The organism is Galactobacter valiniphilus (genome assembly GCF_003575975.1).
Classification (GTDB): domain Bacteria; phylum Actinomycetota; class Actinomycetes; order Actinomycetales; family Micrococcaceae; genus Galactobacter; species Galactobacter valiniphilus.
This window is the reverse complement of the sequence record NZ_QQXK01000027.1, coordinates 16,169-40,111: the sequence shown is the minus strand read 5'-3', so window position 1 is coordinate 40,111 and position 23,943 is coordinate 16,169. Positions and strand designations below refer to the sequence as shown.

24 protein-coding genes are annotated in these 23,943 nt (G+C 71.8%); 9 read left to right on the top strand and 15 right to left on the bottom strand.

What is annotated here, in order from left to right:
* Positions 1 to 188: 188 nt before the first annotated feature.
* The gene (locus DWB68_RS12620; RefSeq protein WP_119425483.1) at positions 189 to 971 is read left to right on the top strand and encodes a S1 family peptidase; all 783 of its coding nucleotides are present in this window, start codon (positions 189 to 191) and stop codon (positions 969 to 971) included.
* A gap of 37 nt (positions 972 to 1,008) precedes the next feature.
* Here DWB68_RS12620 and DWB68_RS12615 read toward each other — a convergent pair whose 3' ends face one another.
* From DWB68_RS12615 to DWB68_RS12595, 5 genes are all read right to left on the bottom strand, one after another.
* Positions 1,009 to 2,106, bottom strand: a complete 1,098-nt coding sequence (locus DWB68_RS12615; protein WP_119425482.1) for a hypothetical protein — start codon at positions 2,104 to 2,106, stop codon at positions 1,009 to 1,011.
* Positions 2,107 to 2,184: 78 nt separating this feature from the next.
* Positions 2,185 to 3,309 (bottom strand): hypothetical protein, encoded by a 1,125-nt coding sequence (locus DWB68_RS12610; RefSeq protein WP_119425481.1) that lies wholly within the window; start codon positions 3,307 to 3,309, stop codon positions 2,185 to 2,187.
* Between the two features lie 172 nt (positions 3,310 to 3,481).
* Positions 3,482 to 5,863 carry a heavy metal translocating P-type ATPase gene (locus DWB68_RS12605; protein ID WP_119425480.1) on the bottom strand — a complete coding sequence of 794 codons (2,382 nt, stop codon included), beginning with the start codon at positions 5,861 to 5,863 and terminating at the stop codon, positions 3,482 to 3,484.
* 50 nt (positions 5,864 to 5,913) lie between these two features.
* Entirely contained in the window at positions 5,914 to 6,135 is a 222-nt protein-coding gene (locus DWB68_RS12600) for a heavy-metal-associated domain-containing protein (protein WP_119425479.1), read from the bottom strand.
* A gap of 90 nt (positions 6,136 to 6,225) precedes the next feature.
* Entirely contained in the window at positions 6,226 to 6,540 is a 315-nt protein-coding gene (locus tag DWB68_RS12595) for a metal-sensitive transcriptional regulator (protein ID WP_199700448.1), read from the bottom strand.
* Between the two features lie 94 nt (positions 6,541 to 6,634).
* Here DWB68_RS12595 and DWB68_RS12590 point away from each other — a divergent pair, with 94 nt between their 5' ends.
* On the top strand, positions 6,635 to 7,879 hold the full coding sequence (locus DWB68_RS12590) for a carboxylate--amine ligase (RefSeq protein WP_119425477.1): 1,245 nt from the start codon (positions 6,635 to 6,637) through the stop codon (positions 7,877 to 7,879).
* A gap of 82 nt (positions 7,880 to 7,961) precedes the next feature.
* Here the strand turns inward: DWB68_RS12590 and DWB68_RS12585 are convergent, their stop codons facing one another.
* Both DWB68_RS12585 and DWB68_RS12580 read right to left on the bottom strand, forming a co-directional pair.
* A complete protein-coding gene (locus tag DWB68_RS12585; RefSeq protein ID WP_119425476.1) occupies positions 7,962 to 8,378 on the bottom strand; it encodes a VOC family protein in 417 nt (138 codons plus the stop codon).
* Between the two features lie 112 nt (positions 8,379 to 8,490).
* Positions 8,491 to 8,949, bottom strand: coding sequence for a GNAT family N-acetyltransferase (locus DWB68_RS12580; RefSeq protein ID WP_119425475.1), 459 nt, complete (start codon positions 8,947 to 8,949; stop codon positions 8,491 to 8,493).
* A 453-nt stretch (positions 8,950 to 9,402) separates the two neighbouring features.
* Here DWB68_RS12580 and DWB68_RS12575 point away from each other — a divergent pair, with 453 nt between their 5' ends.
* From DWB68_RS12575 to DWB68_RS12570, 3 genes are all read left to right on the top strand, one after another.
* Positions 9,403 to 9,672, top strand: coding sequence for a hypothetical protein (locus tag DWB68_RS12575; protein WP_119425474.1), 270 nt, complete (start codon positions 9,403 to 9,405; stop codon positions 9,670 to 9,672).
* Between the two features lie 72 nt (positions 9,673 to 9,744).
* Complete coding sequence (locus DWB68_RS17040) at positions 9,745 to 9,873, top strand: hypothetical protein (protein WP_267896971.1); 129 nt, start codon at positions 9,745 to 9,747, stop codon at positions 9,871 to 9,873.
* A gap of 90 nt (positions 9,874 to 9,963) precedes the next feature.
* Positions 9,964 to 10,578 carry a TetR/AcrR family transcriptional regulator gene (locus tag DWB68_RS12570; protein ID WP_158588310.1) on the top strand — a complete coding sequence of 205 codons (615 nt, stop codon included), beginning with the start codon at positions 9,964 to 9,966 and terminating at the stop codon, positions 10,576 to 10,578.
* On the opposite strand, the gene DWB68_RS12565 is transcribed toward DWB68_RS12570, so the two are convergent.
* From DWB68_RS12565 to DWB68_RS12550, 4 genes are all read right to left on the bottom strand, one after another.
* On the bottom strand, positions 10,575 to 14,012 hold the full coding sequence (locus DWB68_RS12565) for an MMPL family transporter (RefSeq protein WP_119425472.1): 3,438 nt from the start codon (positions 14,010 to 14,012) through the stop codon (positions 10,575 to 10,577). The two genes, DWB68_RS12570 and DWB68_RS12565, sit on opposite strands and share 4 nt — an antisense overlap.
* 15 nt (positions 14,013 to 14,027) lie before the next feature.
* Positions 14,028 to 14,780, bottom strand: coding sequence for a TetR/AcrR family transcriptional regulator (locus DWB68_RS12560; protein WP_119425471.1), 753 nt, complete (start codon positions 14,778 to 14,780; stop codon positions 14,028 to 14,030).
* A gap of 65 nt (positions 14,781 to 14,845) precedes the next feature.
* Positions 14,846 to 15,283 (bottom strand): pyrimidine dimer DNA glycosylase/endonuclease V, encoded by a 438-nt coding sequence (locus DWB68_RS12555; protein WP_119425470.1) that lies wholly within the window; start codon positions 15,281 to 15,283, stop codon positions 14,846 to 14,848.
* A 49-nt stretch (positions 15,284 to 15,332) separates the two neighbouring features.
* Complete coding sequence (locus tag DWB68_RS12550) at positions 15,333 to 16,946, bottom strand: DUF5129 domain-containing protein (RefSeq protein WP_158588309.1); 1,614 nt, start codon at positions 16,944 to 16,946, stop codon at positions 15,333 to 15,335.
* Between the two features lie 125 nt (positions 16,947 to 17,071).
* On the opposite strand from DWB68_RS12550, the gene DWB68_RS12545 reads away from it, so the two are divergent.
* From DWB68_RS12545 to DWB68_RS12530, 4 genes are all read left to right on the top strand, one after another.
* Positions 17,072 to 17,845 carry a cyclase family protein gene (locus tag DWB68_RS12545; protein WP_119425468.1) on the top strand — a complete coding sequence of 258 codons (774 nt, stop codon included), beginning with the start codon at positions 17,072 to 17,074 and terminating at the stop codon, positions 17,843 to 17,845.
* Positions 17,846 to 17,916: 71 nt separating this feature from the next.
* On the top strand, positions 17,917 to 19,629 hold the full coding sequence (locus DWB68_RS12540) for a thiamine pyrophosphate-binding protein (protein ID WP_407645704.1): 1,713 nt from the start codon (positions 17,917 to 17,919) through the stop codon (positions 19,627 to 19,629).
* A gap of 73 nt (positions 19,630 to 19,702) precedes the next feature.
* Positions 19,703 to 20,314, top strand: a complete 612-nt coding sequence (locus DWB68_RS12535) for a phosphoribosylanthranilate isomerase (RefSeq protein ID WP_119425466.1) — start codon at positions 19,703 to 19,705, stop codon at positions 20,312 to 20,314.
* Positions 20,315 to 20,484: 170 nt separating this feature from the next.
* The gene (locus DWB68_RS12530; RefSeq protein ID WP_267896972.1) at positions 20,485 to 20,871 is read left to right on the top strand and encodes an SRPBCC domain-containing protein; all 387 of its coding nucleotides are present in this window, start codon (positions 20,485 to 20,487) and stop codon (positions 20,869 to 20,871) included.
* A 48-nt stretch (positions 20,872 to 20,919) separates the two neighbouring features.
* Here the strand turns inward: DWB68_RS12530 and DWB68_RS12525 are convergent, their stop codons facing one another.
* The 4 genes from DWB68_RS12525 to DWB68_RS12510 all read right to left on the bottom strand — a co-directional run bounded on the left by DWB68_RS12525 (position 20,920) and on the right by DWB68_RS12510 (position 23,887).
* On the bottom strand, positions 20,920 to 21,753 hold the full coding sequence (locus DWB68_RS12525; RefSeq protein ID WP_119425465.1) for an aldo/keto reductase: 834 nt from the start codon (positions 21,751 to 21,753) through the stop codon (positions 20,920 to 20,922).
* 3 nt (positions 21,754 to 21,756) lie between these two features.
* The gene (locus DWB68_RS12520; protein WP_119425464.1) at positions 21,757 to 22,671 is read right to left on the bottom strand and encodes a DUF7010 family protein; all 915 of its coding nucleotides are present in this window, start codon (positions 22,669 to 22,671) and stop codon (positions 21,757 to 21,759) included.
* A gap of 61 nt (positions 22,672 to 22,732) precedes the next feature.
* Entirely contained in the window at positions 22,733 to 23,470 is a 738-nt protein-coding gene (locus DWB68_RS12515) for a maleylpyruvate isomerase family mycothiol-dependent enzyme (RefSeq protein ID WP_119425463.1), read from the bottom strand.
* A 147-nt stretch (positions 23,471 to 23,617) separates the two neighbouring features.
* Positions 23,618 to 23,887, bottom strand: coding sequence for a metal-sensitive transcriptional regulator (locus tag DWB68_RS12510; protein WP_119425495.1), 270 nt, complete (start codon positions 23,885 to 23,887; stop codon positions 23,618 to 23,620).
* Between the last annotated feature and the right edge of the window lie 56 nt (positions 23,888 to 23,943).

The window sequence follows — 23,943 nt, the reverse complement described above, 5'->3', positions numbered from 1 at the left end:
CCGCCCCTCGCCCGAAGGCGAGGGGCAAGCCAAAGGCCCCGCACGACGTCGTGCGGGGCCTTGTGCGCGTCCGTCACCCGATCGTTGCCTCGCCTCCCTTTCGGCGGCGCGGACGCCGCGCCTACGCTGGGCGCCTCACCCTGCCTGCCGCAGTGCTCCTGTCTCCTTGCGTGTGAAGGGATGAACCCATGAACTGGCGTGTTGTCGGTGGCGCCCTGCTTGCCGCCCTGGCTCTCGTGGTTGGATCGAGCGTCGTGGCGCCGGCGCCCCGCGCCGCCGCCATCATCGACGGGCGCAAGGCGGCGGCAACGGACGCCCCGTACATGGTGGCGATCAACGCCGTGGACGGCGCCGTCTCGCCGGACGGGAGACCCGATCAGTGGTGCGGCGGCGTGCTGCTGGCCCCCACCAAAGTCCTCACGGCGGCCCACTGCGTCGATGGGGGCCGCAAGTCCTCGCTGCGGCTCAGCGTGGGCAGCCTCAACCGCCTCAAGGGCAAGCCGGCGCGGGCGAAGAGCGTGTGGGTGCACCCGGCCTACAACGAGTACACGTACCGCAACGACATCGCGATCATCACGCTCGACCGCAAGATCAAGGGGTCCGTGGCCAAGCTGGCCACCAGCTCCTCGTCCGAGAAGGCGGGTCGAAAGGCGAGCGTCTACGGCTGGGGCATCACCTCCACGTCGGAGGACCCCATCACGCTGCGCCGGGCCGTGACGCCCATCGCCGCGGACGCCACCTGCAAGGCGAGGTACAAGAGCGACTTCATCGCGGCGACCATGCTCTGCACCGGCCGAAAGAGCGGCGGCCCCTCGCCGTGCTTCGGCGATTCCGGCGGGCCACTCGTGGTCGGCGGTCGCGTCGTGGGCGTGGTGTCGTGGGGCAGCGCGTGCGGAGAGCCGGGCGACTACGCCGTCTATACGCAGGTCCGCGCGTTCAGCAAGGCGATGGCCGCGCAGCTCAAACGCTGATCGCGGCGATGGGCGGCGGCGATGGGCCGCGGTGCGATCAGCGCAGCAGGTCGCGGAGGCAGGAGCGCAGCAGGCCGAGCTCCTCGAAGTCGGAGAAGTAGTCCAGCGACTCGTTCCAGGCGGGGCGCGCGGCGTACGCCAGGTAGGTGTGCGGGTCGCCGTCGGCGTCCACGCCCAGGGCCACCATGAAGGTGCGCACGGGGATCATGCCGGGTTCGAGGGCCAGGCACTCGAGGCGCGCGATGCGCTTGGAGAGCGGGCCGTCTCGGCGCGTGGGGTCGTAGTCCGGCTCCTCGCCCTCGAGGGGTTCCTCAAACTCGCCCAGGCGGAAGGGGCTCGGGAAGCCGGGGCGCTCGTCCGGATCGTCCCAGGACGCCACCGAATACTCCTCGAGGTGTGCCACGCGCCAGGCGAGGATGCCGGCGAGCCGGTCGTCCTCGAGGGGCTGCGTGCGCCGCTCCACCCAGTCGACGTTGCCGTCCTGGTACTCGATCTGGGTCACGGCCCACGCGCTCGTGAGGCGCACGCCCGCCTCGAGCGTGGGGAAGGACCAGCCGCCGAACATCTCGCCGAAGGTGCCGCGGGCCGGCGGCGCGGCCGGGACGATGGTCTCCGGCTCGGGGTCGGACCAGGAGAGGGTCTCGGTGAAACGTAGCTGGGCCACGCGCAGCAGCCCCTCGACCTCATAGGCGTTCAGGCCGCGGTCGAAGAGGACGGCGTTGGAGTCGGTGCCGGGCTCGTGGTCCATGAGCAGCAGGAAGAGGTAGCGGCCCGTGAGGCGCAGCCCGGGGTCGAGGTCGATGAAGCGCAGGGCCTCGAAGCGGGCGTCGAGCTCGATCTGCTCCTCCTCCTCGGCGAGCTCGCCCGCGGGGACGGGGGCGAAGTCCTCATCGTCCTCGAGCCACACGTCGTGGCGGGCGAGGTCGCCCAGGTAGCCGCTGAGCTGCGCGAAGACCGACTCGACCTCGGCGCCCTCGGTCATGCGCTCGGCCCAGGTCAGGGCGCCGTCGGCGTCGATGGCCTCGAAGAGCCCCCACGCGTGCACGGGGGCGGCCTCGGCCTCGAAGGGCGGGAACACCTCGCCGCGCAGGAAGGCGGTGAGGGGGACCCGGAGGTAGTCGGACGCGGTGCTCATGCCCTCATCCTCGCACCGCGCGGGCGCCGCGGCGGACGCCCGCGCCACGCCCTGGGCTGAATGGCGGCGCGCGCCCGCTCAGCGGATGGCGTACCGCAGCGCCCCGCGGAGCAGCCCCAGCTCCTCCGCGTCGCTGACGAACGGGTAGGCGACCCAGGCGTCCGGGTTCGCGGCGTAGAGCCGGTGGACCGAGAGGGGGTCGAGCGCGGGGTCGGGGATGCTCAGCAGCATGAGCCGGCGGGCCCTCCAGCCGGGTGGAAGCGCCGGAACGCGCAGCGCCGCGAGGCGCGCGTCGAGCAGGCCGACCGGCGTGGCGGGATCGGGCTCGTCCGCCGCCGGCGTCTCGGGGACGCGCGCCCGCGGCGGCCGGTCCTCCGGTTCGTCCCAGTCGTTGATGAGCGCGTCTTCGACGAGGCGGGCCTGCCGCAGCAGCGTGGCGGCGAGCAGCCGGGGATCCCGCCAGGTGGTGCTGCGCTCCACCCAGCAGCGTTCTCCCCGGGTGGACTCGATCTCGATCGCCGCCCACAGCTCGGCGGGTGCCCACTGCGCGTGGGCGGGAAAGTCCCACCCGGACACGAGCTCGCCGAATGCTGTGTCCCGGGCGCGGGGTTCGTCGTCTTCGTCCTCGGCGCTGTCCTCGTCCTCCCGCTCGCCCGGCGCCGACCACGACAGCGACTCCGTGAAGCGGGCGACGGCGAGGCGCAGGTAGCCCTCGAGCTCGGGGCCGCTCAGGCCGCGGATGCGAATCTGGGCCGGGGCCTCGTGCTCGTCGGGCGGCACCGTTCCCATGATCAGCAGCACCCAGCGGTCCGTGAGGCGGTCCCCCGGGCGCATCTGGATGAACGTGAGCCCGTCGTAGTCGGAGCTGAGCCGGAAGGAGCCCTCGTCACCGGGGAGCGCCTGGTCCGCGAGGGAAGCTGGATCCCCGAGAACCTCCGTCTCCTCCGGCTCGGGGTCGTTGTCCGTGGCGGAGGGCCAGCGCTCCACGTCGCCGAGGAAACCGCTCAGCTGGGCGCAGATGGCCTGGGCGTCGTAGCCGAGGCTGGATCGTTCGATCCAGCCGAACCGCCCGCCCTCGTCCATGATCTCGAAGAGCCCCCAGGCGTGGGCCGCCGGGAACTCGTCCTCGAACGGGTCGCCCGCGTAGCTCCCCAGCCACTGGGGAAGGCTGAGGTAGGGAGACGTCTCGAATTCGGCCGACATGCGGACATCCTCGCATCGGCGCCGCCGTTGAACATCCGAAAAACGACGGAGCATCGTCGAAGAGACGATGTTCCGTCGTTTTTCGGATGTTCGGTGTGGTGTGATGGGGGCGCCGCGGGTCCAGGGAATCAGGGGGGCCAGCGGCCGGGCGCGGTCGGAGCCGCGCGCCGACTCAGCGCCCCCAGCGGCGCAGCCGCAGGGCGTTGGTCACCACGATCACCGAGGATGCGGCCATGGCGGCGCCCGCGATCATGGGGTTGAGCAGGCCCAGCGCCGCGATCGGCAGACCGAGCACGTTGTACGCAAACGCCCAGAACAGGTTCTGCCGGATGATCTTCAGCGTGGCCCTGGAGAGCCCGATCGCCTGCGCCACCTGCTTCACGGACGAGCCCATGAGCTCGATGTCCGCGCTCGCCCGCGCCACGTCCGTGCCGGCACCCATGGCGAGCCCCAGGTCGGCGGCGGCCAGCGCCGGTGCGTCGTTGACGCCGTCGCCCACCATGGCCACGCGGCGCCCGGCGGCCTGCAGCGCGCGCACGCGCTCCACCTTGCCCTCGGGGCGGACCCCGGCCACGACGTGCTCGGGGGAGATCCCCACCTCGGCGGCCACGGCGCCCGCCACGGCGGCGTTGTCGCCCGTCACGAGCCACGGCGTCACGCCGAGCTCGCGCAGCGCGGCCACGCCGGCGGCGGAGCTGGGCTTCACGGTGTCGGTCACCGACAGCACGGCGGCCACGGCCCCGTCCACGCCCAGCAGCACGGCCGTGGCCCCAGCCTCCTCGGCCGTCGCCAGTGCGGCAAGGGCCTCGGGCCCCACCGGCACGCCGGCGGCAACGAGGTGGTCGGCCTTGCCGAGCACCACGGCGTGCCCGTCCACCGTGGCGGCCACGCCGCCCCCGGCGGAGGACACGAAGCCCGTGGCGGGCAGGAGGCTGCCCGACGGCGCGGCGCCGCCCGAGTGGGCGGCCTCGCCGGCCACGGGGGTCGGGAGCGTGCCAGACGGCGCGGCCTCGTCGGACTGGGCGGCCGCACTCGGCCGCGTCCAGCCTGCTCGCGCGGCGTCGGCGATGGCCCGGGCGATGGGGTGCTCGGAGCCGTCCTCGGCGGCGCCGGCCAGGGCCAGGGCACGCTCGGGGGAGAGCCCGGCGGGCAGCGGCTCGCCGGAGGGCGCCGCCACCGTCACGGCGGCCAGCGCCATGCGCCCCTCGGTGAGGGTGCCGGTCTTGTCAAGGATCACGGCGTCGACGCCGCGGGCCTCCTCGAGCACCTGCGGCCCGGAGAGCAGGATGCCCAGCTGCGAGCCGCGCCCGGTTCCGGCCACGAGGGCCACGGGCGTCGCGAGCCCCAGGGCGCAGGGGCAGGCGATGACGAGCACCGTCACGGCGGCCACGAAGCCGCCGCGGAGGTCGCCCACGGCGAGCCACCACACGAGGAAGGTCGCGGCGGCCAAGACCAGCACCACGGGCACGAACACGGAGGAGATCCGGTCGGCGAGGCGCGTGATGGGGGCCTTGGCGGTCTGCGCTTGGGAGATCATGCGGCCCATCGAGGCCAGGGTGGTGTCCTCGCCGACGCGGGTGAGCCGCACGCGCAGGTTCCCCGAGGCGTTGATGGTGGCGCCGGTTACGAGGGACCCCGGACCCACTTCCACGGGCACCGACTCGCCAGTGATGACGGCGGCGTCCACGGCGGAGTGCCCGGAGAGCACCTCGCCGTCCGCCGCAATCTTGTCGCCGGGGCGCACGTCGATGACGTCACCCACGCGCAAGGCATCGACCGGCACCTCGGCGACCGAACCGTCGTCGTGCACCACCCGCGCGGTCCGCGCGCCCAAGGCGAGCAGCGAGCGCAGCGCGTCGGCGGCGGAGCGCCGCGCGCGGTGCTCCAGCCAGCGCCCCAGGAGCAGGAAGGTGGCCACGGTCGCGGCGACCTCGAAGTAGAGCTGGTGATCGCTCATGTCCATGGGGTGCCCCCACATGGCGTGGGCGGTGAGCCCCGGATCCGCGAGCAGCTGGCCCAGCGAGAAGAGGTACGCGGCGGCGATGCCGAGGGAGACGAGCGTGTCCATCGTGGAGGCGCCGTGGCGCGCGTTGACGGCCGCGGCGCGGTGGAAGGGCCAGGCGGCCCAGGTCACCACGGGCGTGGTGAGCGCCGCGACGACCCAGCCCCAGTGCGGGAACTGCGCGCCGGGCACCATGGAGACGATGAGGACGGGCACCGTGAGCGCCGCGGCCACGAGGAAGCGGGCGAAGAGGTGGTCGTTGCGCTCGGGGGCGCTCGTGTCGGCGTCGTCGGCGCCGGCCGAGCCGGAGCCGCCCGGTTGGGGCTTGGGCGTCGCCGTGTAGCCGGCGGCGGCCACGGTCTCGAGGAGTTGTTCATCGCTGATGGACGCGGGCGCCGTGACCTGCGCGGATTCGAGGGCCAGGTTCACGCTGGCCTCGACGCCGGGCAACTTGCCCAGCTTGCGTTCGATCCGGCCCACGCAGGAGGCGCAGGTCATGCCCTGGATGTCCAGGTCGACGACGCGCAGCGCGGTGGCGTCCGGCGCGTCCATCGTGGGGTTCTGCCGTGCAGCCACGGCGATCAACTCCTTGTGGTGGGGGATCAGGCGTTCTCGGCGACGACCGTGTAGCCGGCCTCGGCCACGGCCTCGGAGATCTCGAGGACGGTGATCTCGCGCTCGGCGGTCACGGTGGCCGTGGAGAGGCCGCCGGCCACGAGGTTCACGTCCACGCCGGTCACGCCGGGCAGGGCCTCGATCTCTTCCTTGACGCTCATGACGCAGTGTCCGCAGGTCATGCCGGAGATGGTGACGGTGGTGTTCATGCTGACTCCTTGGGGTGGCGGGCCCTGATCAAGGGCACGACGGCGGGTGGCCGGGTGGGTGCCGGCCCACGTGGGGTGGGAACGGGGCGGCTAGCGCAGCAGGCGGCCGATGGCGACCGCCGTCTCCTCGACCTTGTCGGCCACGATGGTGGCGTCCCCGGTCTCGGCGGAGCGGGCGGCGGCGTCCACGACGCAGTGCCCGATGTGGTCCTGCACGAGGGCGAGCGAGACCTTGTGCAGGGCGGCGTTCACGGCGGAGATCTGGGTGAGGACGTCGATGCAGTAGTTGTCCTCGTCCACCATGCGCGAGACGCCGCGCACCTGGCCTTCGATGCGGCGCAGCCGCTTCAGGAGGGCCTCCTTGTCGGCGGAGTAGCCGTGGGTGGTGTGCTCTTGCTCGCTCATGGCGAGAACTTTATACCCCCTAGGGGTACGGTCGCAAGTACCCCTAGGGGGTATGTGGCGCGGCTCGCGCGCGGCGCTCGGTAGGCTGAAGCCCATGCGCATCGAGGATTCCCAGCCCTTCGTCCCCCTCATCCTGGGCGGCGACATCGGGGCCTACTCGCTGGCCAGGGAGTTCCACGAGGCCTACGGTGTGACCTCCGTGGCGATCCCCTCCGTGATAACCGGCCTGCTGGCGCACTCCCGGATCGTCCAGGCCCGCGTCTTCGCCGACCACGCCGACGAGGCGGGCCTGCTCGCCTTCGTCGAGGCGCAGGCGCGCGAGCTCTCCCTGAACGGCACCCGCAAGGTGCTGCTCCTGGCCTCCAACGACCCGCACACGCGGCTCATCGTGGAGCACCGCGAGCGCCTGGAGCCCTGGGCCGTGGTGCCCTACGCCGACCTCGAGCCGCTCCTGGCCGTGACCACCAAGGAGGGATTCGACGCCCTCTGCGCCGAGCGCGGCGTCCCCACGCCCGCCACCGCCGTGGTTCGCCTGGGCGACGACGCCCCGGCCGCCGCGCTCGCCGCCGGCGTGGGCTACCCCGCCATCGTCAAGGCCTCCGACTCGGTGGCCTGGCACGACGTCGAGTTCCCCGGCCAGAAGAAGGTCCACACCGTCGCCTCGGCCGAGGAACTGGCCCGCCTCGTCGCGGACGCCGAGGCCGCGGGCTACGCCGCAGGCTTTGTGGTCCAGGACCTCATCCCCGGCCCCGACTCCGGCATGCACCTCGTGACCTTCTTTGCCGACAAGGCGGGCAACGTCCGCTTCGGCGCGGCGGGCCGCGTGGTCGTGGAGGAGCACGCCCCCGGCGCGCTCGGCAACTCCGCCGCGATCGTTTCGGGCGCCTACCCGGAGGTCGTGGAGACGGGCCGGCGCATGCTGCAGGACCTGGGCTGGCGCGGCTTTGCCATGTTCGACCTCAAGTACGACCCGCGCGACGGCTCCTACCGCTACTTCGAGCTCAACCCGCGCCTGGGGCGCAACCACTTCTACGTCACGGCGGCGGGCAACAACGTGGCCCGCTTCTACGTCGAGGAGTTCCTCGAGGACGGCCTGCGCCAGGACGAGGCCTTCGTCCACGCCACGCGCGAGCACCTCTACTCCGTGCTGCCCAAGTCGCTCCTGCGCCGCTACGTCCCGGCGGATCTGCAGGCCACGATCAAGCGCCTGCTCAAGCGCGGCGGGCACTCCCACCCGCTCGTCTACATGGCCGAGACGCACCCGCGCCGCTGGTTCTACATCGCCGCCTCGCTCGTGAACCAGCACCGCAAGTTCAAGCGCTGGCACCCGGCCCCGTAGCCGGGCGCGCGAACGGCGGGCGGCCGGGTTCGCGCCCGGCCGCCCGCCGTCGTTCGTTGCCCTCGGTGCGGGCGCGAAGCGCTCAGGCGCCGCCCGCGAGCGCCGGGTCCATCCACATGATTTCCCAGACGTGGCCGTCGGGATCCTTGACCGCCGCGCCGTACATGCCCGGCATCTCCTCGACCGCGGGGCGGTATACGCGGCCGCCGTGCGTCGCGGCGGCGGCCACGAAGGCATCGACCTCCTCGCGCGAGTCGGCGGAAAGCGCGTTGAGCTTCTGCTGCGTGCCGCTGGGGGTGCTCGGCTGGTCGCCCTCGCGCAGGAAGGTTGAGTAGAAGCCGGGGAGCAGAAGCATGACCCAGATGTTCTCGTCGATCCGCCACGCGCTCGCGACGTCGTTAGAGAACGGGCCGATCTTGGTGAAGCCGAGGCCGTCGTAGAAGGCGTCCGCGACGTCCAAATTGCTCACGGGCAGATTGACGAAGATCATGCGGGCCATGGGAATCCTTGCCTCGTGCGGGCGGCCGTTGGGCCGCCGCCGCCGGTGGCGGCGCTGGGGACTCAGCCTAGGGCACGACGGCGGCCGCGTCAGTGGGTGCCGGAGCGGCGCCTCAGGCGGCGCGCACCATGGGCACGTGCGGGATCCCGTCCTCGAGGAACTCGTCGCCGCTGCGCACAAAACCGAAGCGCTCGTACCAGCCCTGCAGGTGCGCCTGGGCCTCGATCTCGATCTCGTGTCCGGCGCAGTCTTCGATCGCCGCGGCGAGCAAGCGCCCCATGACCCCGCGGCCGCGAGCGTCCTCGCGCGTGGCGACGCGGCCGATGCGGCGGGCGGTGCCGCCGTGTTCGTGGAGGATGCGCAGGGTGGCGATGACCGCGCCCGCCTCGTCCTCGATCCACAGGTGGGAGGCGCCGGGCTCGGCGTCGCGCCCGTCCAGGTCCGGGTAGGCGCACTCCTGTTCCACGACAAAGACGTCCTGACGCAGGCGGGCGAGGGCGTGCCAGGTGAGGGCTGGCATCGCCTCGAGCGTTGAACGGTGGAGGGTTGCGTCCTCGGAAGGGGTGCTCATCCTGTCGATCGTAGCCGCGACGCCAAAGTCATTCCTCGATTCATCGGGGCGGAAGAATAGTGATGGTCGAGAATGCTCCATCTTGCCTTTCGCTGTGTCCTTGTGTAAAGTCATTGTCAATCAAGCAAATCCGCGAGGATGCGCCTGATGAGACGACTGACATGGGGACGGTCCGCGTGATCTTGGGGGATACGCGGGGCGTTCTTTTGTCATGCTCTGGCGGCCTCGGTGTCGTGATGCGGCTTGTTCTCGCTGGAAAGGGATCATCGGAAAGATAAGATTCAGCCCACAGTCCTTGCGCCGTTCCCGTTCCGCCGCCCCCAGGAGTAGACCGCCATGTCACACCCCTGCCCTTGCCGGCCGGATCCGCCATGGGGGATCGCACCGGGTTGCGGATCCTCATCAGCGCCTAGCGCCTAGCGCCTCTACGGCCAGCACGGTCTCAGCACCACGGTGGAGCAGATCGCCGATGCCGCCGGGGTCAGCGTCGCGGAGGTGCGTGGTCGCTTTCCCACGGACGTCGCGTTGCTGACCTCCGCGCTCTCGCTGGCGAGCCGCGGGGCCGGCGAAAAGGTGTACGACGCCCGCCCGGATCGCGGCTGGGAGGCCCTGCGCTCGGTCGTGTACGGCATCGAGGCCCTGAACGCGGTGCCCGGGTTCTTCCTGTTCTGCGTCGACATGCTGGTCGGGGGGCTGGACAAGGCGCACCCGGCCCACGATTGAGCCACGCTTCGTTACGAGTTCATCGACGGGTTCACGCGCCACGCGGTGGCGACCGGTATTGAGGACGGTGAGATGCTCCCCACCATCGACGCCGACCTCGTAGTGCGGCAGATGATGGGCGTCTTCCCGGCGGCGCTCGTGGCCCGCGTGCTCGACGACGACCAGGCCCCGTCAAAATCGCGAACGAGCTACTGGGGCTGATTGAGGCCAGGTACCGGGTCTCGCCCGCCGCCGAATGACCGCCCGGCTGCCGCGCGCTGGAGCGTTCGCGGCGCCGAGGAGCATCCGATCGTGAACCTTGTGCATCTCTCGACCCCTCGGGCCCGGCTGATCCGGGCGGCCCTCGAGGAGTTCTCCGACGGGGGGTACGCTGACGCGTCCCTCGTAGCCATTGCCGACCGCGCCGGGCTGGGCGTTGACGTGCTGGCCGAACACTTCGCCGACAAGCGGGCGCTGCTCTCCGCGGCCCTCAGTCGCCGCGATCGCACCGTCAGGGACGAGGTCTGGGCCGGGGCGAAGGGCGAGGGTTGGAACGGGATCCAGGCGTGGGTCGAGCTCATGCGCAACAACCAGAAGAAGCCGGGGACCGTCCGCTTTTTCGCGGAGCTGCGGCTGCTCGCCACCGATCCGCAGCACCCGGCCCACGACTGGCTGCGCGGCCACTTCGAGCTCGTGGACGAGGTCGTGGAGCGCGCCGTCTCCACGGGCATCACGCGCGGGGAGATCCGCCCGGACACTGACGCCGCCGCGCTGGCCAGGGGCCTGCTCGCCATGATCGAGGGCATCGAGACGCGGTGGCTCGCGACGCCGGCCGAGGTGGATCCCGTCGCGATGATCAGCGACTACGTGGATCTCCTGGCCGGCGTCATCACCACCGACGCGTTCCGCGCCCGCCTCCGGCGCTAGCGGGAGGCTCCGGCGAGGGCGCCCTCGTCGCGGCGATCGCCGTCCCCGCCGGAGGGTTCGGCCGCCGCGTGATGCTCGGCGTCCGCGTGGTCCTTGAGCAGCTTCGCGCCCTCCACGTCCACGTCGGGCAGGATCCGGTCCAGCCACGTCGGGATGTACCAGGCGTGCTTGCCCAGCAGGGTCATGACGGCCGGCGTCAGGGTCATGCGCACCACAAACGCGTCGGCGAGCACGCCCACGGCCAGGGCAAAGCCGATGGGCCGGATCATCGCCAGGTGGCTGAAGATGAAGCCCGCGAACACGCTCGTCATGATGAGCGCCGCGGCCGTGACCACGGGGGCCGAGCTGCGGAAACCGGCCTTGACCGCCTCGCGCGGATCGGCGCCGTGGGCGTAGGCCTCGCGCATCGCCGAGACGAGGAAGACCTGATAGTCCATGGCGAGGCCGAAGAGGATGCCCGTGAGCAGGATCGGCAGGAAGCTCATGATCGGGCCCGTCACGTGGATGTCGAACACCGGCCCGAACCAGCCCCATTGGTACACCGCCACGGTGGCGCCGAAGGCCGCCGCGAGCGAGAGGAGGAAACCGGCCGTGGCCAGGAGCGGCACCACGATCGAGCGGAAGACGAGCAGCAGCAGGATGAGCGAGAGGCCAACCACGATGCCGAGATAGAGCGGCAGCGCATCCGCGAGCTTCTCCGAGACGTCGATCTGGGCCGTGACCTGGCCCGTGAGCGCCACGGTCGTGTTTGTGTCCGCACCGATCCCCGGGGTCTGCTCGCGCAGCTCGTGCACCAGCTTCTCGGTGGAGGCGGAGGACGGGCCGTCCGTCGGCACGATCTGGATCGCGCCGTAGCTGCGGTCGTCGTTCGTGGCGGCCGGCATGACCGCCACGACCCCGTCGGCCTGGCGTAGCCGGTCGGCGACGTCGAGCAGCTTGTTCTGCGCCTGGTCCTCGCTCAACCCCTCCGGCAGGTGCACGAGGGCCAGGATGGGGCCGTTGAAGCCGCCGCCGAAGCGCTCGGAGGTCACCTCGTAGGCGCGTTGGGCGGAGGAGCCGTACGCCTCCTGGTTGCCGTCGGGCAGCGCCGTGCGCAGCTGCGCGGTCGGCAGGGCGATGACGGCGAGCAGGATGACCGAGGCGGCGGCGATGAGCCACGGATGGCGCGTCGTGAACGCGCCCCAGCCGCGCTGGGGCTTGGCGGTGCCGGCGGCGGCCGCCGCCGCGCCGGCGGGCAGCTGAGCGCCCGACGCCGCGTGGGCACCCTGGGTGCCCAGGGAGCCGGCCGCCTCGGCCTTGCGCCAGGCCCGCTTCGAGACCATGCGCTTGCCGAGGAAGCCGAGGATGGCCGGGAGCAGCGTGAGCGAGACGAGCACCGAGAGCGCCACGGTGGCGGCGGCCGAGAGGCCGAGGATGGAGAGGAAGGGCAGGCCCGGCACCACGAGCGCCGCCAGCGCGATCACGACCGTGAGGCCCGCGAAGACCACGGCGTTGCCCGAGGTGCCCACTGCCGTGCCGATGGACTCGACGACGGGCATGCCGGCCAGCATCTGCTTGCGGTGCCTGTGCATGATAAAGAGCGAATAGTCGATGCCAACGGCCAGGCCGAGCATGAGCGCCAGGGCCGGGGTGATCGAGGCCATCTCCACGAGCGAGGAGAAGGCCAGCGTTCCGCCCACGCCGGCGCCCACACCGATGATCGCCATGAGCAGCGGCAGACCGGCGGCCACGAGGGTGCCCATCATGAAGAAGAGCACGAGGGCGGCGATGATCATGCCGATCGCCTCGCCGGGGCCGAAGAAGGAGTTGAGGTCGGAGACGATCTCCTTGGAGTAGAGCACCTCCACGCCCTGGGACGTCACGCGGTTCAGGGTGTCCTGGAGCTTCTGACGGTCGGCCGGGCTGATGGCCTCGGCTTGGCCCTCAAACTGCAGGTTCGCGACGGCCGTGGTGCCGTCCTCCGAGACAAAGCGCATGCCGTGGCCTGCGTCCGCATTGCGCTGGCCGAGCGCCAGCTGCGTGCGGGCGCCCGCGAGCTGCTTTTCGCCGTCGGCGAGCTTGGCCTCGTTGGCCGGGAGTTCCTTCTCTCCCTCGGCGATCTGCTTCTTCGCATCGGCGAGCTTGGCGGCGCCGTCCTCGTACTTGGCCTGCCCGTCGGCGAGCTTCTTCTCGTTTGTGGCGATCTCGGCGCGGCCGCTGGCGAGCTGGGCCGCCGCCGCGTCCAGCTTGGACTTGGCCGCCGTGAGCTGCGGGCGCTTCTCGGCGATCTGCGCGCGGCCAGCATCGAGCTGCGCCTTGGCGGCGGTCAGTTCCTTCTCTGCGGCGGTCAGCTTGGCCCGGTTCGTCTCGATCTGCTGGGCACCGGCGGCCAGCTTGGCCTTGGAGTCGGCCAGCGTCTTCTTTGCGGCGGCGAGCTTGGCCTCGCCCTGCTCGAACGCTCCCAGCTGCTTCTGGGCGGCCGCTGCCTGCTGCTGGGCCGCGGCATAGCTGGGCAGGCCCAGCTGGGCCTCGGCCTGCGCATCGCGGCACGCGGCCTGGGCCTGCTCGGGGCCGGCGGCCTTGCATCCCTCGGCGATGGCCTTGAGTCCGGCGTTGAGCTGGGCCAGCTGCTTCTTGCCCTGCTCGTAGGCGGGGCGCTTGGCTTCGAGCTCCTTGAGCCCGGCCGCATACTCCTTGGTGCCCGCGTCGTACTGCTTCTGGCCGGCGGCCAGCTGCTTCTCGGCCGCCTCGAGCTTGGCGCGGCCGTCCCTGAGCTGCTTGGCTCCTGCGTCGTACTGCTTCTGGCCGGCGGCGATCTTGTCCCCGGCGGCGGCGAGCTGGGCCGCGCCGCTTTGGTACTGCGCCAGGCCGGAGTTGTACTCGCGCTGGCCCTCGGCCAGCTTGGTCTTGCCCGCCTCGAGCTGGGCCTTGCCATCCTCCAGCTGGGCCTTGGCCTTGGCGAGCTCGGGCTCGTTCTTCTCGATCTGCTTCTTGCCGTCCTCGAGCTTCTGCTTGCCCTCGGCCAGCGCCTTCTTGCCGTCAGCGAGCTTCTTGGCGTTGGCCGCGATCTCCGCCTCGCCGTCGGCGACCTTGTCGGCCGACTCGTCAAGCGTCTGCTGCGTGCTGAAGGGGGCGATGGCCCCGACCACGAGCTTCTCGTCCTTGAGCTCCTGGAGGCTGTCCTCGATCGTGTCCTTTTGCTCCTGCGTGAACGCGCCGTCCTTGCTCTGGAAGACCACATTGCCCTGGCCGCCGGCCAGTTCGGGGATCTCTTGGCGCATCTTGTCCAGGGTCACCTGGGTCTCGGTGCCCGGAATGGAGAAGGAGTTGCTCAGCTTGCCCATGAAGGCGCCGGCGGAGCCGCCGATGACCAGGAGGACCACGAGCCAGGCGGAGAGGAACCACCAGCGCTTGCGGGCGGCGAGGGTTCCGAGTCGGTACAGGAAGGAAGCCATGGAGGGGTCCTCGAACTAGCGCGCGTCTGACGCGTCGGCGGGGTGGGTGGGGGAGGGCAAGGGGGACGGGCGCCCGACGGCGCTCACCGGCACGGGCGGGCAGGAGGCGAGGTCCGCCTCGCTGAGCCACTCGGGGATGGCAAAGCCGTGGCCGAGGAGGTCGAGTCCCTGCGCCACGAGGGTGCGCAGGCGCATCACCTGGGCCTCGTCAACGGGAGCCTCCGGCAGTTCCTCTGCCCACGTCTCGAAGGCAGCCTGGGCCGCGGCGATGGCGGTGCGGATGAGCGTGGAGAGGAAGAGTCGCAGGGCCGGGGTGCCCTGCCCCGCGGGGGGAACCAGGGCGCGCACGCAGTCGTCCCACGTGCGCAACCCGGCCTCGCGCAGCTGGGGCTGGTCGCGCGTGATGAGCAAGACGCGGGCCGTCGGTTCCAGCAGTTCGAGCGAGAGGATCTCGTCGAGGGTGCGGGAGAGCAGGCCGAGGATGTCGGTCCCCACGGGGTCTTGCTCGTCCATCCTCATCGCAGCCCGCTCGACGAGCGCTCGCAGCGGCTCGTGCAGCGCCTCCTCGAGCGAGCGGAAGTAGTTGAAGAAGGTCCGGCGCGAGACGCCGGCCTCCTCGGCCACGCGATCCACGGTGATCGACGAGAATTCCTGGGCCTCGGCGAGGCGCAGGACGGTGTCGGTGATGGCCCGGCGCGTGGCGAGCCGATTCAGCTCGCGTCGGGAGAGGGGGTCGCTGGCGACGGTGACGAGGGAGGTGGGAAGCACCCCTCAAGCGTGCCAGCAAAGGTGCACAGCGTGCAACTTTGCACGCTGTGAAAAGACTGGGAGGGTTAGGCGCGCTCCCACGCGGCGACGCGGCCGGGCACGGAGGCGAAGAGCGGATGGGGCAGCGCGACGTCGTCCAGGCGCGGCAGGGCCTCCGGGGAGCGCGCCTCGAGCTTGGCGCGCAGGTGCTCCCGCTCCAACGCGAGCTGCCCCTCGCTCACGCTCATCACCCCAAGCCAGCGATCTGGGTTGGTGGGCGGCACGGCGATGCGGGACGCGTCGAAGCGGTAGCCGCGCGCCGTGGCCTCGGCGTGGAGGAAGTGCAGATAGGCGCCGATCGCCTCCACTGGCTCGGCCTGCTCGCGCCAGCGCTGCAGCTGCGGGTGCTTGGTGTAGCCGCGGGTCAGGCCGCGCAACACCTTCTGGGCCAGGAGGGTCTCGCGCCAGCAGGCCACGAGGCCGGAGGCGTCCAGGTATCGGGGGTGCAAGCTCCACACACGCATGGCACCCATCCTTGCATCGGTACGGCGGCTTCGCGGTGTCCGGGCACCGCTAGAAGCGTGATGAGGAGCCCGATCCGGAGAAGCTGCCGCCGCCGCCCGAGTAGCCGGTGGTGGAGCCGCCCGAGGAGGCGGAGGACCGAGACGATTCCACGCTGGAGACACCCGATTGGTAGCCGGTGGAATAGTTCACCGACGACCAGAAGATCGTGGGCGAGGTGATGTCGAGGATGGAACCGCTGCGGCGGCGGGAGCTCGACTGTGCCGCGTCCATCTGTTCGTGCATCTCCTCGCGCTCGCGCTCGGTCTTCGCGAAGGCATCGATCTGGGCGGAGGAATAGTCGCGCAGTCGCTGGGTGAGTTCCGCGCGCAGCGCCACGAGGCGATCCAGCGCGGCGTCTACCTCGATGCTGCCCGCCTCCATCTGCGCGCTGACGTCCTGCAGCTCCTGCCGCGCCGTGGGAAGCCACGCGTCGAGCGCGGCCGAGGCCGCAGACATGGTCCCCTCGCGCTCCGCGGAACCCCAGAAGCCGAAGCTCATGCTTTGCCCCGTCTGGATGATCCCGGGGATGCCGGCCAGATCCTCCTCGAGCGGGGCGATCTGCAGGCGCCAGGCGTCCCTCCAGCCGGCGGTTCGTGCGTACAACGCCGCCGCCGCCGCGATGGCGTCGTCCACCGTGTCGAGGTCCTGGGCCTGCACGGCAAAGAGCTCGGCCCGGTCGCGTACCGCCGAGGTGCTGCGCTGCTTTTTGTCCGTCGCCTCCAGCTCCTGCTGCTCGGTGAGCAAGCCCCTGTACCTCTGCATGAAGGAGGTGAAGCGCGCCTCGAGGTCAGCGGCGTGCTTGGAACCGGTCTTCGGGAGGGCCCGGGCCGAGAGCTCGGTGTTGTCGAGGTCCATCGTGACGCGCGTGAGCGAGTTCTTGCCGGACGCCAGCCCGGCCGCCATGCGGTCACGGTTGTTTGAACGGCTCGCGCTCACGACCACCGCGCCGATGCCGACGACCCCACCGCCGATGCCCACGGGCCACCAGAGGCCGGGGCTCAAGTACCAGGGCTGGTTCATCTTGCGCGCGGCGGCCTGGGCCACGTCGAGCACGCCGGCGGTCCAGTCCGCGGCCCGGAAGTTGGTCTTGCCTGCGTCCTGGATGGCTTTTTCGTTGCCGGTGCCCACCTTGCGGTCCTCGCCGAAGTAGGTGCCGATCTGGCCCCCGCCGCGGCGCTCCACCGAGAGCGTGATGATGAAGAGGCCGTCCGCCCACTTGTCCGAGTCGGAGGAGGAGATCCAGTCAGGGTGTTTCTGCCGCGCCCGTAGCAGCGTCTTGGTGTTGATGTTGTCCTCGTAGAGCCCGTCGCGCGTGTAGATGGCGACCTTGGTTGGCTCGTTGAAGTTGATCTCCTCGAGCCCCGCCCGGATCTTGGCCTCGTTGAGCACGCCAAGCCCGCCGTCGGCGGTGTCGTCGATGACGATGCCGGTGAGGTTCTTGCCCGCCGGTGCCACGGCGGCCGAGCCGACCCCGGCGGAATCGACGAAGCCGAGCGCCGTGGCGGGTGCCGCCGCGCTCAGGCCCCCGATCAGCAACGCGGCGGCGAGGGCCGCCGCCCGTCCCAGCCGCCCGCGAAGGAGCGTCCCGCGCCGAGCCCGTCCGTGCGTCGTCGTGCTGTGCATGTTTCCCCCTGAAAAAGCAAAGCTGATGCCGTGAGGATACCCGTCCGAGCGTGTCATGTGATTGGCAGCGCGGCGGGGCTCACAGCAGACTGGCCCCACGCCCGCCCGCTCGCGCAAAGGACACCATGAACGCCATCGCTCAGCTCCTGACCGGCCTCGCCGACGCCTCGATCCGCGTCGTCGACCTGACCAACCCGCTCTCCTCGGCGACGCCCACGCTGCGCCTGCCCGAGCCGTTCGCGAACCTCATCGACTTCTCGCTCGAGACGGTCTCGGAGTACAACGAGCCCGGCCCGTTCTGGAAGCACGCGAACATCCACACGGGCGAGCACATCGGCACGCACCTGGATGCGCCCGTGCACTGGGTCTCGGGCCGTGAGGGCAAGGACGTGGCCCAGATCGAGCCCGCGCGCCTCGTGGGCCCCGCCGTGGTCCTCGACTTTGCCGCCGAGGCGACGGCGGACCCGGACTTCCTGCTCACGCGCGAGCACGTCCTCGAGTGGGAGGCGCAGCACGGCGGCCTGCCCGAGAACGGCTGGCTGCTCTACCGCACCGGCTGGGACCAGTACTCGCAGGACCAGGAGGCCTTCCTCAACGCCGACGAGACGGGCTCGCACACGCCGGGCATTTCGGCCGAGTGCGCCCTGTGGCTGGCCACCGAGCGCAAGATCAGCGGCATCGGCGTGGAGACCGTGGGCATCGACGCCGGCCGCGGCGCCGAGCTGGACCCGCCCTTCCCCGTGCACTACCACCTGCTCGGCAACGACAAGTACGGCATCACCTCGCTGCAGAACCTCAAGCAGCTCCCCACGACCGGCGCGACGATCGTGGTCTCGCCGCTGCCCATCGTGGGCGGCACTGCCTCGCCCGCGCGCGTCTTCGCGCTGGTGCAGGCGTGAGCGCTGGGCTTCCCGAGGAGGCAGGGCCCGACGCCGCGGCGCCGGGTTCGGGGGCCGGCCCGGCCCCCAGCGTGGCCCAGTTTGTGGGTCGTGCCGTGGCGGCGTGGGGCGCCACGCGCGCCTTCGGCGTGGTGGGCTCCGGCAACTTTGCCGTGACGGGCGCGCTGCGCGCGGCCGGGGTGCCGTTTGTCGCCGCGCGCCATGAGGGCGGCGCCGTGGTCATGGCCGACGCGTATTCCCGGATGGGTGGCGGGGTCGGCGTCGTGACGGTGCACCAGGGCTGCGGGCTCACCAACACCGCCACGGGCCTGGGCGAGGCGGCCAAGTCCCGCACGCCCCTGCTCCTGATCTCCGCCGCGGCGCCCGCGGGGGACCCCCACAACAACTTCGCGATGGATCAGCCGGGGCTCGCGGCCGCCGTGGGGGCCGAGTCCCTGACGATCGACGCGCCCGAGCGGGCCGGTGCTGTGCTCTTCGCGGCGTGGGAGCTGGCGCTCTCCGGGCGCGCGGTGCTGCTGAACCTGCCGATCGACGTGCAGGGCCACCCGGTGTCGGCGTCCGACGCCGCGGCGCTGGCCGGCTGGGAGTCGGCCGCCGCCGGTGAGCCGGGCGGCACCACCTCGCCCGCGGCACCGGCCGCCGTCGTGCCCTCGGGTGAGGACGTGAGTGCGCTGGTGCGCGCTTTGGGCGCGGCCGAGCGACCCGTCATCATCGCCGGGCGCGGCGCGCGCGAGGCCGGGCCCGCGCTGCGCGCGCTCGGCGCCGAGGCGGGTGCCCTGCTCGCCACGAGTGCCGTGGCCAAGGGGCTCTTCGCCCGCGATCCCTTCGATCTGGGGATCTCCGGCGGCTTCGCCACCGATCTGGCCGCCGAGCTGATCCGCGGTGCTGACGTGGTGGTGGCCTTTGGCTGCGCCCTGAACGACTGGACCACGCGCCGCGGCACGCTGCTCGCGCCGGACGCCACGCTCGTCCAGGTGGACCGCGACGCCGCGGCGATCGGCAAGCACCGGCCCGTGGGTGTCCGCGTGGTGGGCGATGCGGGGCTCGTCGCCGTGGCCGCGCTCGAGGAGCTCGCCTACCTGCGCTCGGGGCTCGACGCCGAGCCGGGCGGGCGGTACCGCTCCGAGGCCGTCGGTGCGCGGATCGCCGCCGAGGGCACGTGGAACCGCACGCCCACCCCCGATCTGGGCGGGGACGGGCGGATCGACCCGCGCGTGCTCAGCGATGTGCTGGGCGATGTGCTGCCGGCCGCGCGCGTGGTCTCCACCGATTCGGGCAACTTCATGGGCTACCCGGCGCAGTACCTCAGCGTCCCCGACGAGCGAGGCTTCTGCTTCACGCAGGCCTTCCAGTCGATCGGGCTGGGGCTCGGCACCGCGATCGGCGCCGCACTGGCCCAACCCGAGCGCCTGCCCGTGCTCGGCACGGGCGACGGCGGCTTCCTCATGGGGATCGCGGACCTCGAGACGGCCGTGCGACTCGCCCTGCCGCTGCTCGTGGTGGTGTACGACGACGCGGCGTACGGCGCCGAGGTGCATCACTTCGGTCCCGCCGACTCCGGTGTCGACCTGAGCGACGTGGTCTTCCCCGAACGGGATCTCGCGGCGCTCGCGGCCGGCTTTGGGGCGCGCTCGGCCGTGGTGCGGTCCGTGGCCGACCTGGAGGTGGTGGAGGACTGGCTCGCCGGCGTGCGGGCCGGGGAACGCGTGCCGCTCGTGCTGGACGCCAAGATCGCCTCCGATGGTGGCGCGTGGTGGCTGCAGGAGGCCTTCGCCCGGCACTGAGGCAGGGGACACGCACTGGCATCGGCCCGGCCCCAGTGACACAGTGGAGACCGAATAGCAGGAGGAGCTACCCGTGTACGTCAAGGTCTGCGGAGTGACCACGGCCCAGATGGCGCGCGAGGTGTGCGCAGAGGGAGTGGACGCGATCGGCGTCAACATGAGCGCCAAGAGCCCGCGCTACGTCGACCCCGAGCGGGCGCGCGAGGTCATCGCGGCGGTCGACTGCTCCGTGGAGACCGTCCTGGTCATCAACGACAAGCCGGCCGAGGAAGCCGCCCGCCTCGCCCTGGAGGTGGGTGCCTCCGTGCTCCAGCTGCACGGCCCTTCCTACGGACCGGAGGACTTCGCCGCCGCGGCCGCGATCTTCCCCCGCCTCTGGCGCGCCACCTCGTTGGAGCACGACCCTTACCCCGTGGCCGGCTCTCACGGCGAGGAGCTGTTGCTCATCGACGCGCCCAAGCCGGGCAGCGGCGAGAGCTGGGACCTCTCGGCGCTGGAGGACGCGCGACCAGAGGGCCGCTGGCTCCTGGCCGGCGGCCTCAAGCCGGGCAACGTCGAGGACGCGGTGCGCCGCGCGCGGCCCTGGGGTGTCGACGTCGCGAGCGGCGTCGAATCGGCGCCCGGGGTGAAGGACCCTGCGCTCGTGCGGGCCTTCATCAAGAACGCCGCTACCGGCGCGTCCTGAGCTGTACGCTCGCACCCAAGCCGGGGCACCCGAACCCGGCCCGCCGCACACAGCCCCTGGGGGAGACCATGCCGTACATCTCGTTTGAGCCCACCCTCGATCTGAGCCTCGAGCGCCTCATCAAGGTCAATCCCGCGAAGGTCTGGGAGGCCTGGACCTAGCCGCGGCTCCTGGAGCGCTGGTGGCTTCCGGCGCCGCTACACGCGCGCGTCGACGAGCTGGACCTGCGCCCCGGCGGCGGCTTCGTGACCTCGATGAGCGAGGACGGCGCTGAGTGGTCGCAGCACACCAACAACGCCTACCTCGCCGTGGAGCCGAGGGAGCTGCTGATCTTCACCAACGCGGTGCACGCCTCCCTGCGCCCGGCCGAGCCGACGCCCGTGGCGATCACGGCGCACGTCATGCTGGGCGAACACCCAGAGGGGACCGACTACAAGGTGGTCGTCCGCCACCGCTCGGAGGCGGACCGCGCCAAGCACGAGGAGCTCCGCTTCCACGAGGGCTGGGGTGCCGTCACGGCCACCCTCGCCGCGCTCGCCGAGGGCGGGAACACCTAGCCTCCGTGCCGCGGCTGGGTTGCGCGTCTGCGCCCTAGCCTGTCTTGCTCAGAATTCCTCGTAGACGGCCGGGTCCTGATTCTTCATGCGCCCGTCGGGTCGGCCCAGGGCCGTGATCGCCGCGACCTCCTCGGGCGTGAGCTCGAGGTCCTGCGCGCGCAGGTTCGCCAGCTGGCGGTCCGGGTGGGCCGACTTCGGGATCGGCAGCGAGCCGATCGCCACGTGCCACGCCACCACGACCTCGGCCGGGGAGACCCCCAGCCGCGCGGCCGGCGCGGTGATCGCCCGCTCCTCGAAGAGCTCACCGCCGCGGCGCAGCGGGCTCCACGCCTGCGTGATGATGCCGCGCTCGCGGTGGAAGGCCAGCGCCTCGGTCTGCGGGAAGTAGGGGTGCAGCTCGATCTGGTTGACCTCGGGGTACTCGCCCGTGGCGTCCTTGAGCGCCTCGAGGTGCTCGGGCAGGAAATTGCACACGCCCACATGGGAGATCAGCCCCGCCTCGCGGGCCTCGAGCAGCGCCTCGAAGGCCTCGACGTACAGGCCCTGGGCCGGGTTGGGCCAGTGGATCAGGTACAGGTCGATGTTCGAGAGCCCCGTGCGGTACAGGCTCTCCTGCACCGTGACCAGCGCGTCGTCGTGGCGCTGGTAGCGCCCCGGGAGCTTGGACGTGACGATGAGCCCACCGCGCGGCTCCCCGCACGCGCGGATGCCCTCGCCGACCGTCCCCTCGTTCTCGTAGTTGTAGGCCGAATCCAGCAGCGTGTAGCCGAGCTGCACGCCGCGCGCGATGGCCTCGGCGCCCACGGCGCCCTTGAGCTTGTAGGTGCCAAGCCCCACGGCGGGCAGGGTGAGTCCGCGGTGCGAAACGTGGGTGACGGGCATGCCTCAGGCCTCCGGCTTGTGGTTGGGGCGGTCGAGATCGGCGTCGGTGATGACCCCGTTGTCGAGGGGGTCGTCGTCACTGCCCGACGGCGCGGGGTTGGCCCAGGCGTTCGCCTCGCCCGGGGCGGGGGTAGCGGTGCCGCCCCAAGCGGGGCGGTCGGCGGCGATGGCCTCGGTGGGGTTCGTCGAGCCCGCCGGTGCCTCGGCGTCGAAGAAGGAATCGTTGGTGCGCGGCGCGGCCTCCGGCGCTTCTAGCGCGCCGGCGTCGCCGCCCGCGGCCGGCGCGGAGGCGACGGCGCCGCCCGTGGTGAGCGGGGCGTCGTCGTGCCCTACGCCCTCACGCGGGGCCGCACCCAGGCCGCCGAGGCGGCGCAGCAGGAGCGCTCCGGAGACGAGGAGGAGGGCCACGCCGATCAGGCCGAACCAGGGAAGCAGCGGCTGGGCCGCGAACCACGCCACCACGGGGAGCATCGTGAAGACAGCGGCCAGGACCAGGTACAGCTTGCGGCCGTAGAGGCTCGAGGAGGGAAGGAAGGCGGCGGCCAGGCCGAGCATGGCGCCGGCGAAGAAGGCGTCGGGGCGGGCGTCGGCCAGGCCCATGGCGCTGAGCGTCACGACGAGCGGGACGGCGCTGACCTGGTAGAAGAGCGGCGAGAGCGGGTTGCTGCGCGGAACCATGGCCGGGCCGCCCGCGAGCTTGAGCACCAGCCAGGCGACGGGGTGCGCGGCGGCGCTGCCGATGAGCAGGGCGATCTGCCCCGCGAGCGGCGAACCCCATTGGTAGAGGGCCGCTGCGATGCCCCAGAACGCGGCGAGCGAAATGAGCGTCATGGCACCTGAACGGTGCAGTCGGTCGGCTTCGGTCTGCGCCTGCTCGAAGGACTGCGTGGGCACCAGGTCCATCTCTGTCTTGGTCATGGCCGCAATCTACCCGCGCGCGGCACCGTCGGGGAGGGCACCGCGCGGCGGGGCGGCGCGGTCAGATCCAGTCGGGGGCGGCGGGCAACGGAGCGGGACCCGAGGCGCTCACGGCGGTGACGCCCTCGCGCGTGCGGCCCGTGGCCCAGCCGGCGACCGCGGCGAGCGATCCGGTCACGAGGGTGACGCCAGGGGCCTCGGCCGCGCCCAGGGTGAGTGGCGCGCCGTCGGCCGCCTGCGTCGCGATCGCCAGCCCGGCGTCGGCGCCGCGGGTGGTCCAGGAGGCCCAGACCTCGCGGAGCACGGCGTCCGCGATGTCGGCGGGGACGTCGGCGAAGGTGTGCCCGGCGTCCAGGTCCACGAGGTGCACCCACACCTCGCGGGTGCGGCCCTTGACGGTTCCGGCGAGCGGCATGGGATTGCCCTGGCCGTTCGTGAAGGCGAGCGACCACTGCTCGGGGGTGAGGCCGTCCCACGCCTCGACGAGCGAGGCGGCGGAGGCGTCGCTCAGGGCACGCAGATCGGCGGGGTGCAGCCGGGCGTATTCCTCGATCTGGGCGTTGCGCTGCTCGCGGGAGTCGTACATGCGGGTGTCGCCGCCCGAGGTGGCGCCGGCGATGGCGCGGGCGAAGGCCTGCGCGTTGCCGCTGACGTGCGCGATGAGCGTGGCGCGGCTCCAGCCGGGGAGCAGGCTGGGGCCCGCGACGTCGTCGTCGCTGAGGGCGTGGATCGCCTGGCTGAAGGCCAGCTCGGCCGCCGCGTCCTGCGAGCGGTCAGGTCCATGGGTTGCGGCGGTCATGGCGTGCTCCTTCGCTGAGGGTGGGCGGCGTTGCCAGCCCCATTGTGCCCCGCGCCGTTGCGCGCGGGTCCCGGCCACGCGCCGTCGTGCCTTGCCCGCTCGCCCGAAGCGGGCCTCAAGCGGGCGTCGCGCACTTCAGGTGGGCCGTCAGGCGAGCGAGAGGAAGAGCTTCTCCATGGCCTCGCGGTCGGCCTCGCGGTCCGCGGGGTCGGCGTCGGCCGTGAGGCACTGCTGCATGCCGGAGGAAATGATCGCGAAGCCAGCGCGGTCCACGGCCTTGGAGGCGGCGGAGAGCTGGTGGACGACCTGCTGGCAGTCCTGCCCCTCCTCGAGCATGCGGACCACGGCGGCGAGCTGGCCTTGGGCGCGCTTCAAGCGGTTGATGACCGGCTTCATGTCCTGGGGGTCGAGCTGCACCATGGGGTCCTCCTGGGCGGGCTGGGTGTTGAACCGGCCTCCAGCGTATACCCCCA

Excerpts from the sequence above, each read along its gene's own strand:
- DWB68_RS12515 (WP_119425463.1), bottom strand. The coding sequence starts at position 23,470 with ATGACCGCCGCAACCCATGGACCTGACCGCTCGCAGGACGCGGCGGCC.
- DWB68_RS12545 (WP_119425468.1), top strand. The coding sequence starts at position 17,072 with ATGAACGCCATCGCTCAGCTCCTGACCGGCCTCGCCGACGCCTCGATC.
- DWB68_RS12600 (WP_119425479.1), bottom strand. The coding sequence starts at position 6,135 with ATGAACACCACCGTCACCATCTCCGGCATGACCTGCGGACACTGCGTC.
- DWB68_RS12565 (WP_119425472.1), bottom strand. The coding sequence starts at position 14,012 with ATGGCTTCCTTCCTGTACCGACTCGGAACCCTCGCCGCCCGCAAGCGC.
- DWB68_RS12585 (WP_119425476.1), bottom strand. The coding sequence starts at position 8,378 with ATGGCCCGCATGATCTTCGTCAATCTGCCCGTGAGCAATTTGGACGTC.
- DWB68_RS12550 (WP_158588309.1), bottom strand. The coding sequence starts at position 16,946 with ATGCACAGCACGACGACGCACGGACGGGCTCGGCGCGGGACGCTCCTT.
- DWB68_RS12610 (WP_119425481.1), bottom strand. The coding sequence starts at position 3,309 with ATGTCGGCCGAATTCGAGACGTCTCCCTACCTCAGCCTTCCCCAGTGG.
- DWB68_RS12520 (WP_119425464.1), bottom strand. The coding sequence starts at position 22,671 with ATGACCAAGACAGAGATGGACCTGGTGCCCACGCAGTCCTTCGAGCAG.
- DWB68_RS12590 (WP_119425477.1), top strand. The coding sequence starts at position 6,635 with ATGCGCATCGAGGATTCCCAGCCCTTCGTCCCCCTCATCCTGGGCGGC.
- DWB68_RS12595 (WP_199700448.1), bottom strand. The coding sequence starts at position 6,540 with ATGAGCGAGCAAGAGCACACCACCCACGGCTACTCCGCCGACAAGGAG.
- DWB68_RS12605 (WP_119425480.1), bottom strand. The coding sequence starts at position 5,863 with ATGGACGCGCCGGACGCCACCGCGCTGCGCGTCGTCGACCTGGACATC.
- DWB68_RS12580 (WP_119425475.1), bottom strand. The coding sequence starts at position 8,949 with ATGAGCACCCCTTCCGAGGACGCAACCCTCCACCGTTCAACGCTCGAG.
- DWB68_RS12620 (WP_119425483.1), top strand. The coding sequence starts at position 189 with ATGAACTGGCGTGTTGTCGGTGGCGCCCTGCTTGCCGCCCTGGCTCTC.
- DWB68_RS12555 (WP_119425470.1), bottom strand. The coding sequence starts at position 15,283 with ATGCGTGTGTGGAGCTTGCACCCCCGATACCTGGACGCCTCCGGCCTC.
- DWB68_RS12525 (WP_119425465.1), bottom strand. The coding sequence starts at position 21,753 with ATGCCCGTCACCCACGTTTCGCACCGCGGACTCACCCTGCCCGCCGTG.
- DWB68_RS17040 (WP_267896971.1), top strand. The coding sequence starts at position 9,745 with ATGCTCCCCACCATCGACGCCGACCTCGTAGTGCGGCAGATGATGGGC.
- DWB68_RS12615 (WP_119425482.1), bottom strand. The coding sequence starts at position 2,106 with ATGAGCACCGCGTCCGACTACCTCCGGGTCCCCCTCACCGCCTTCCTG.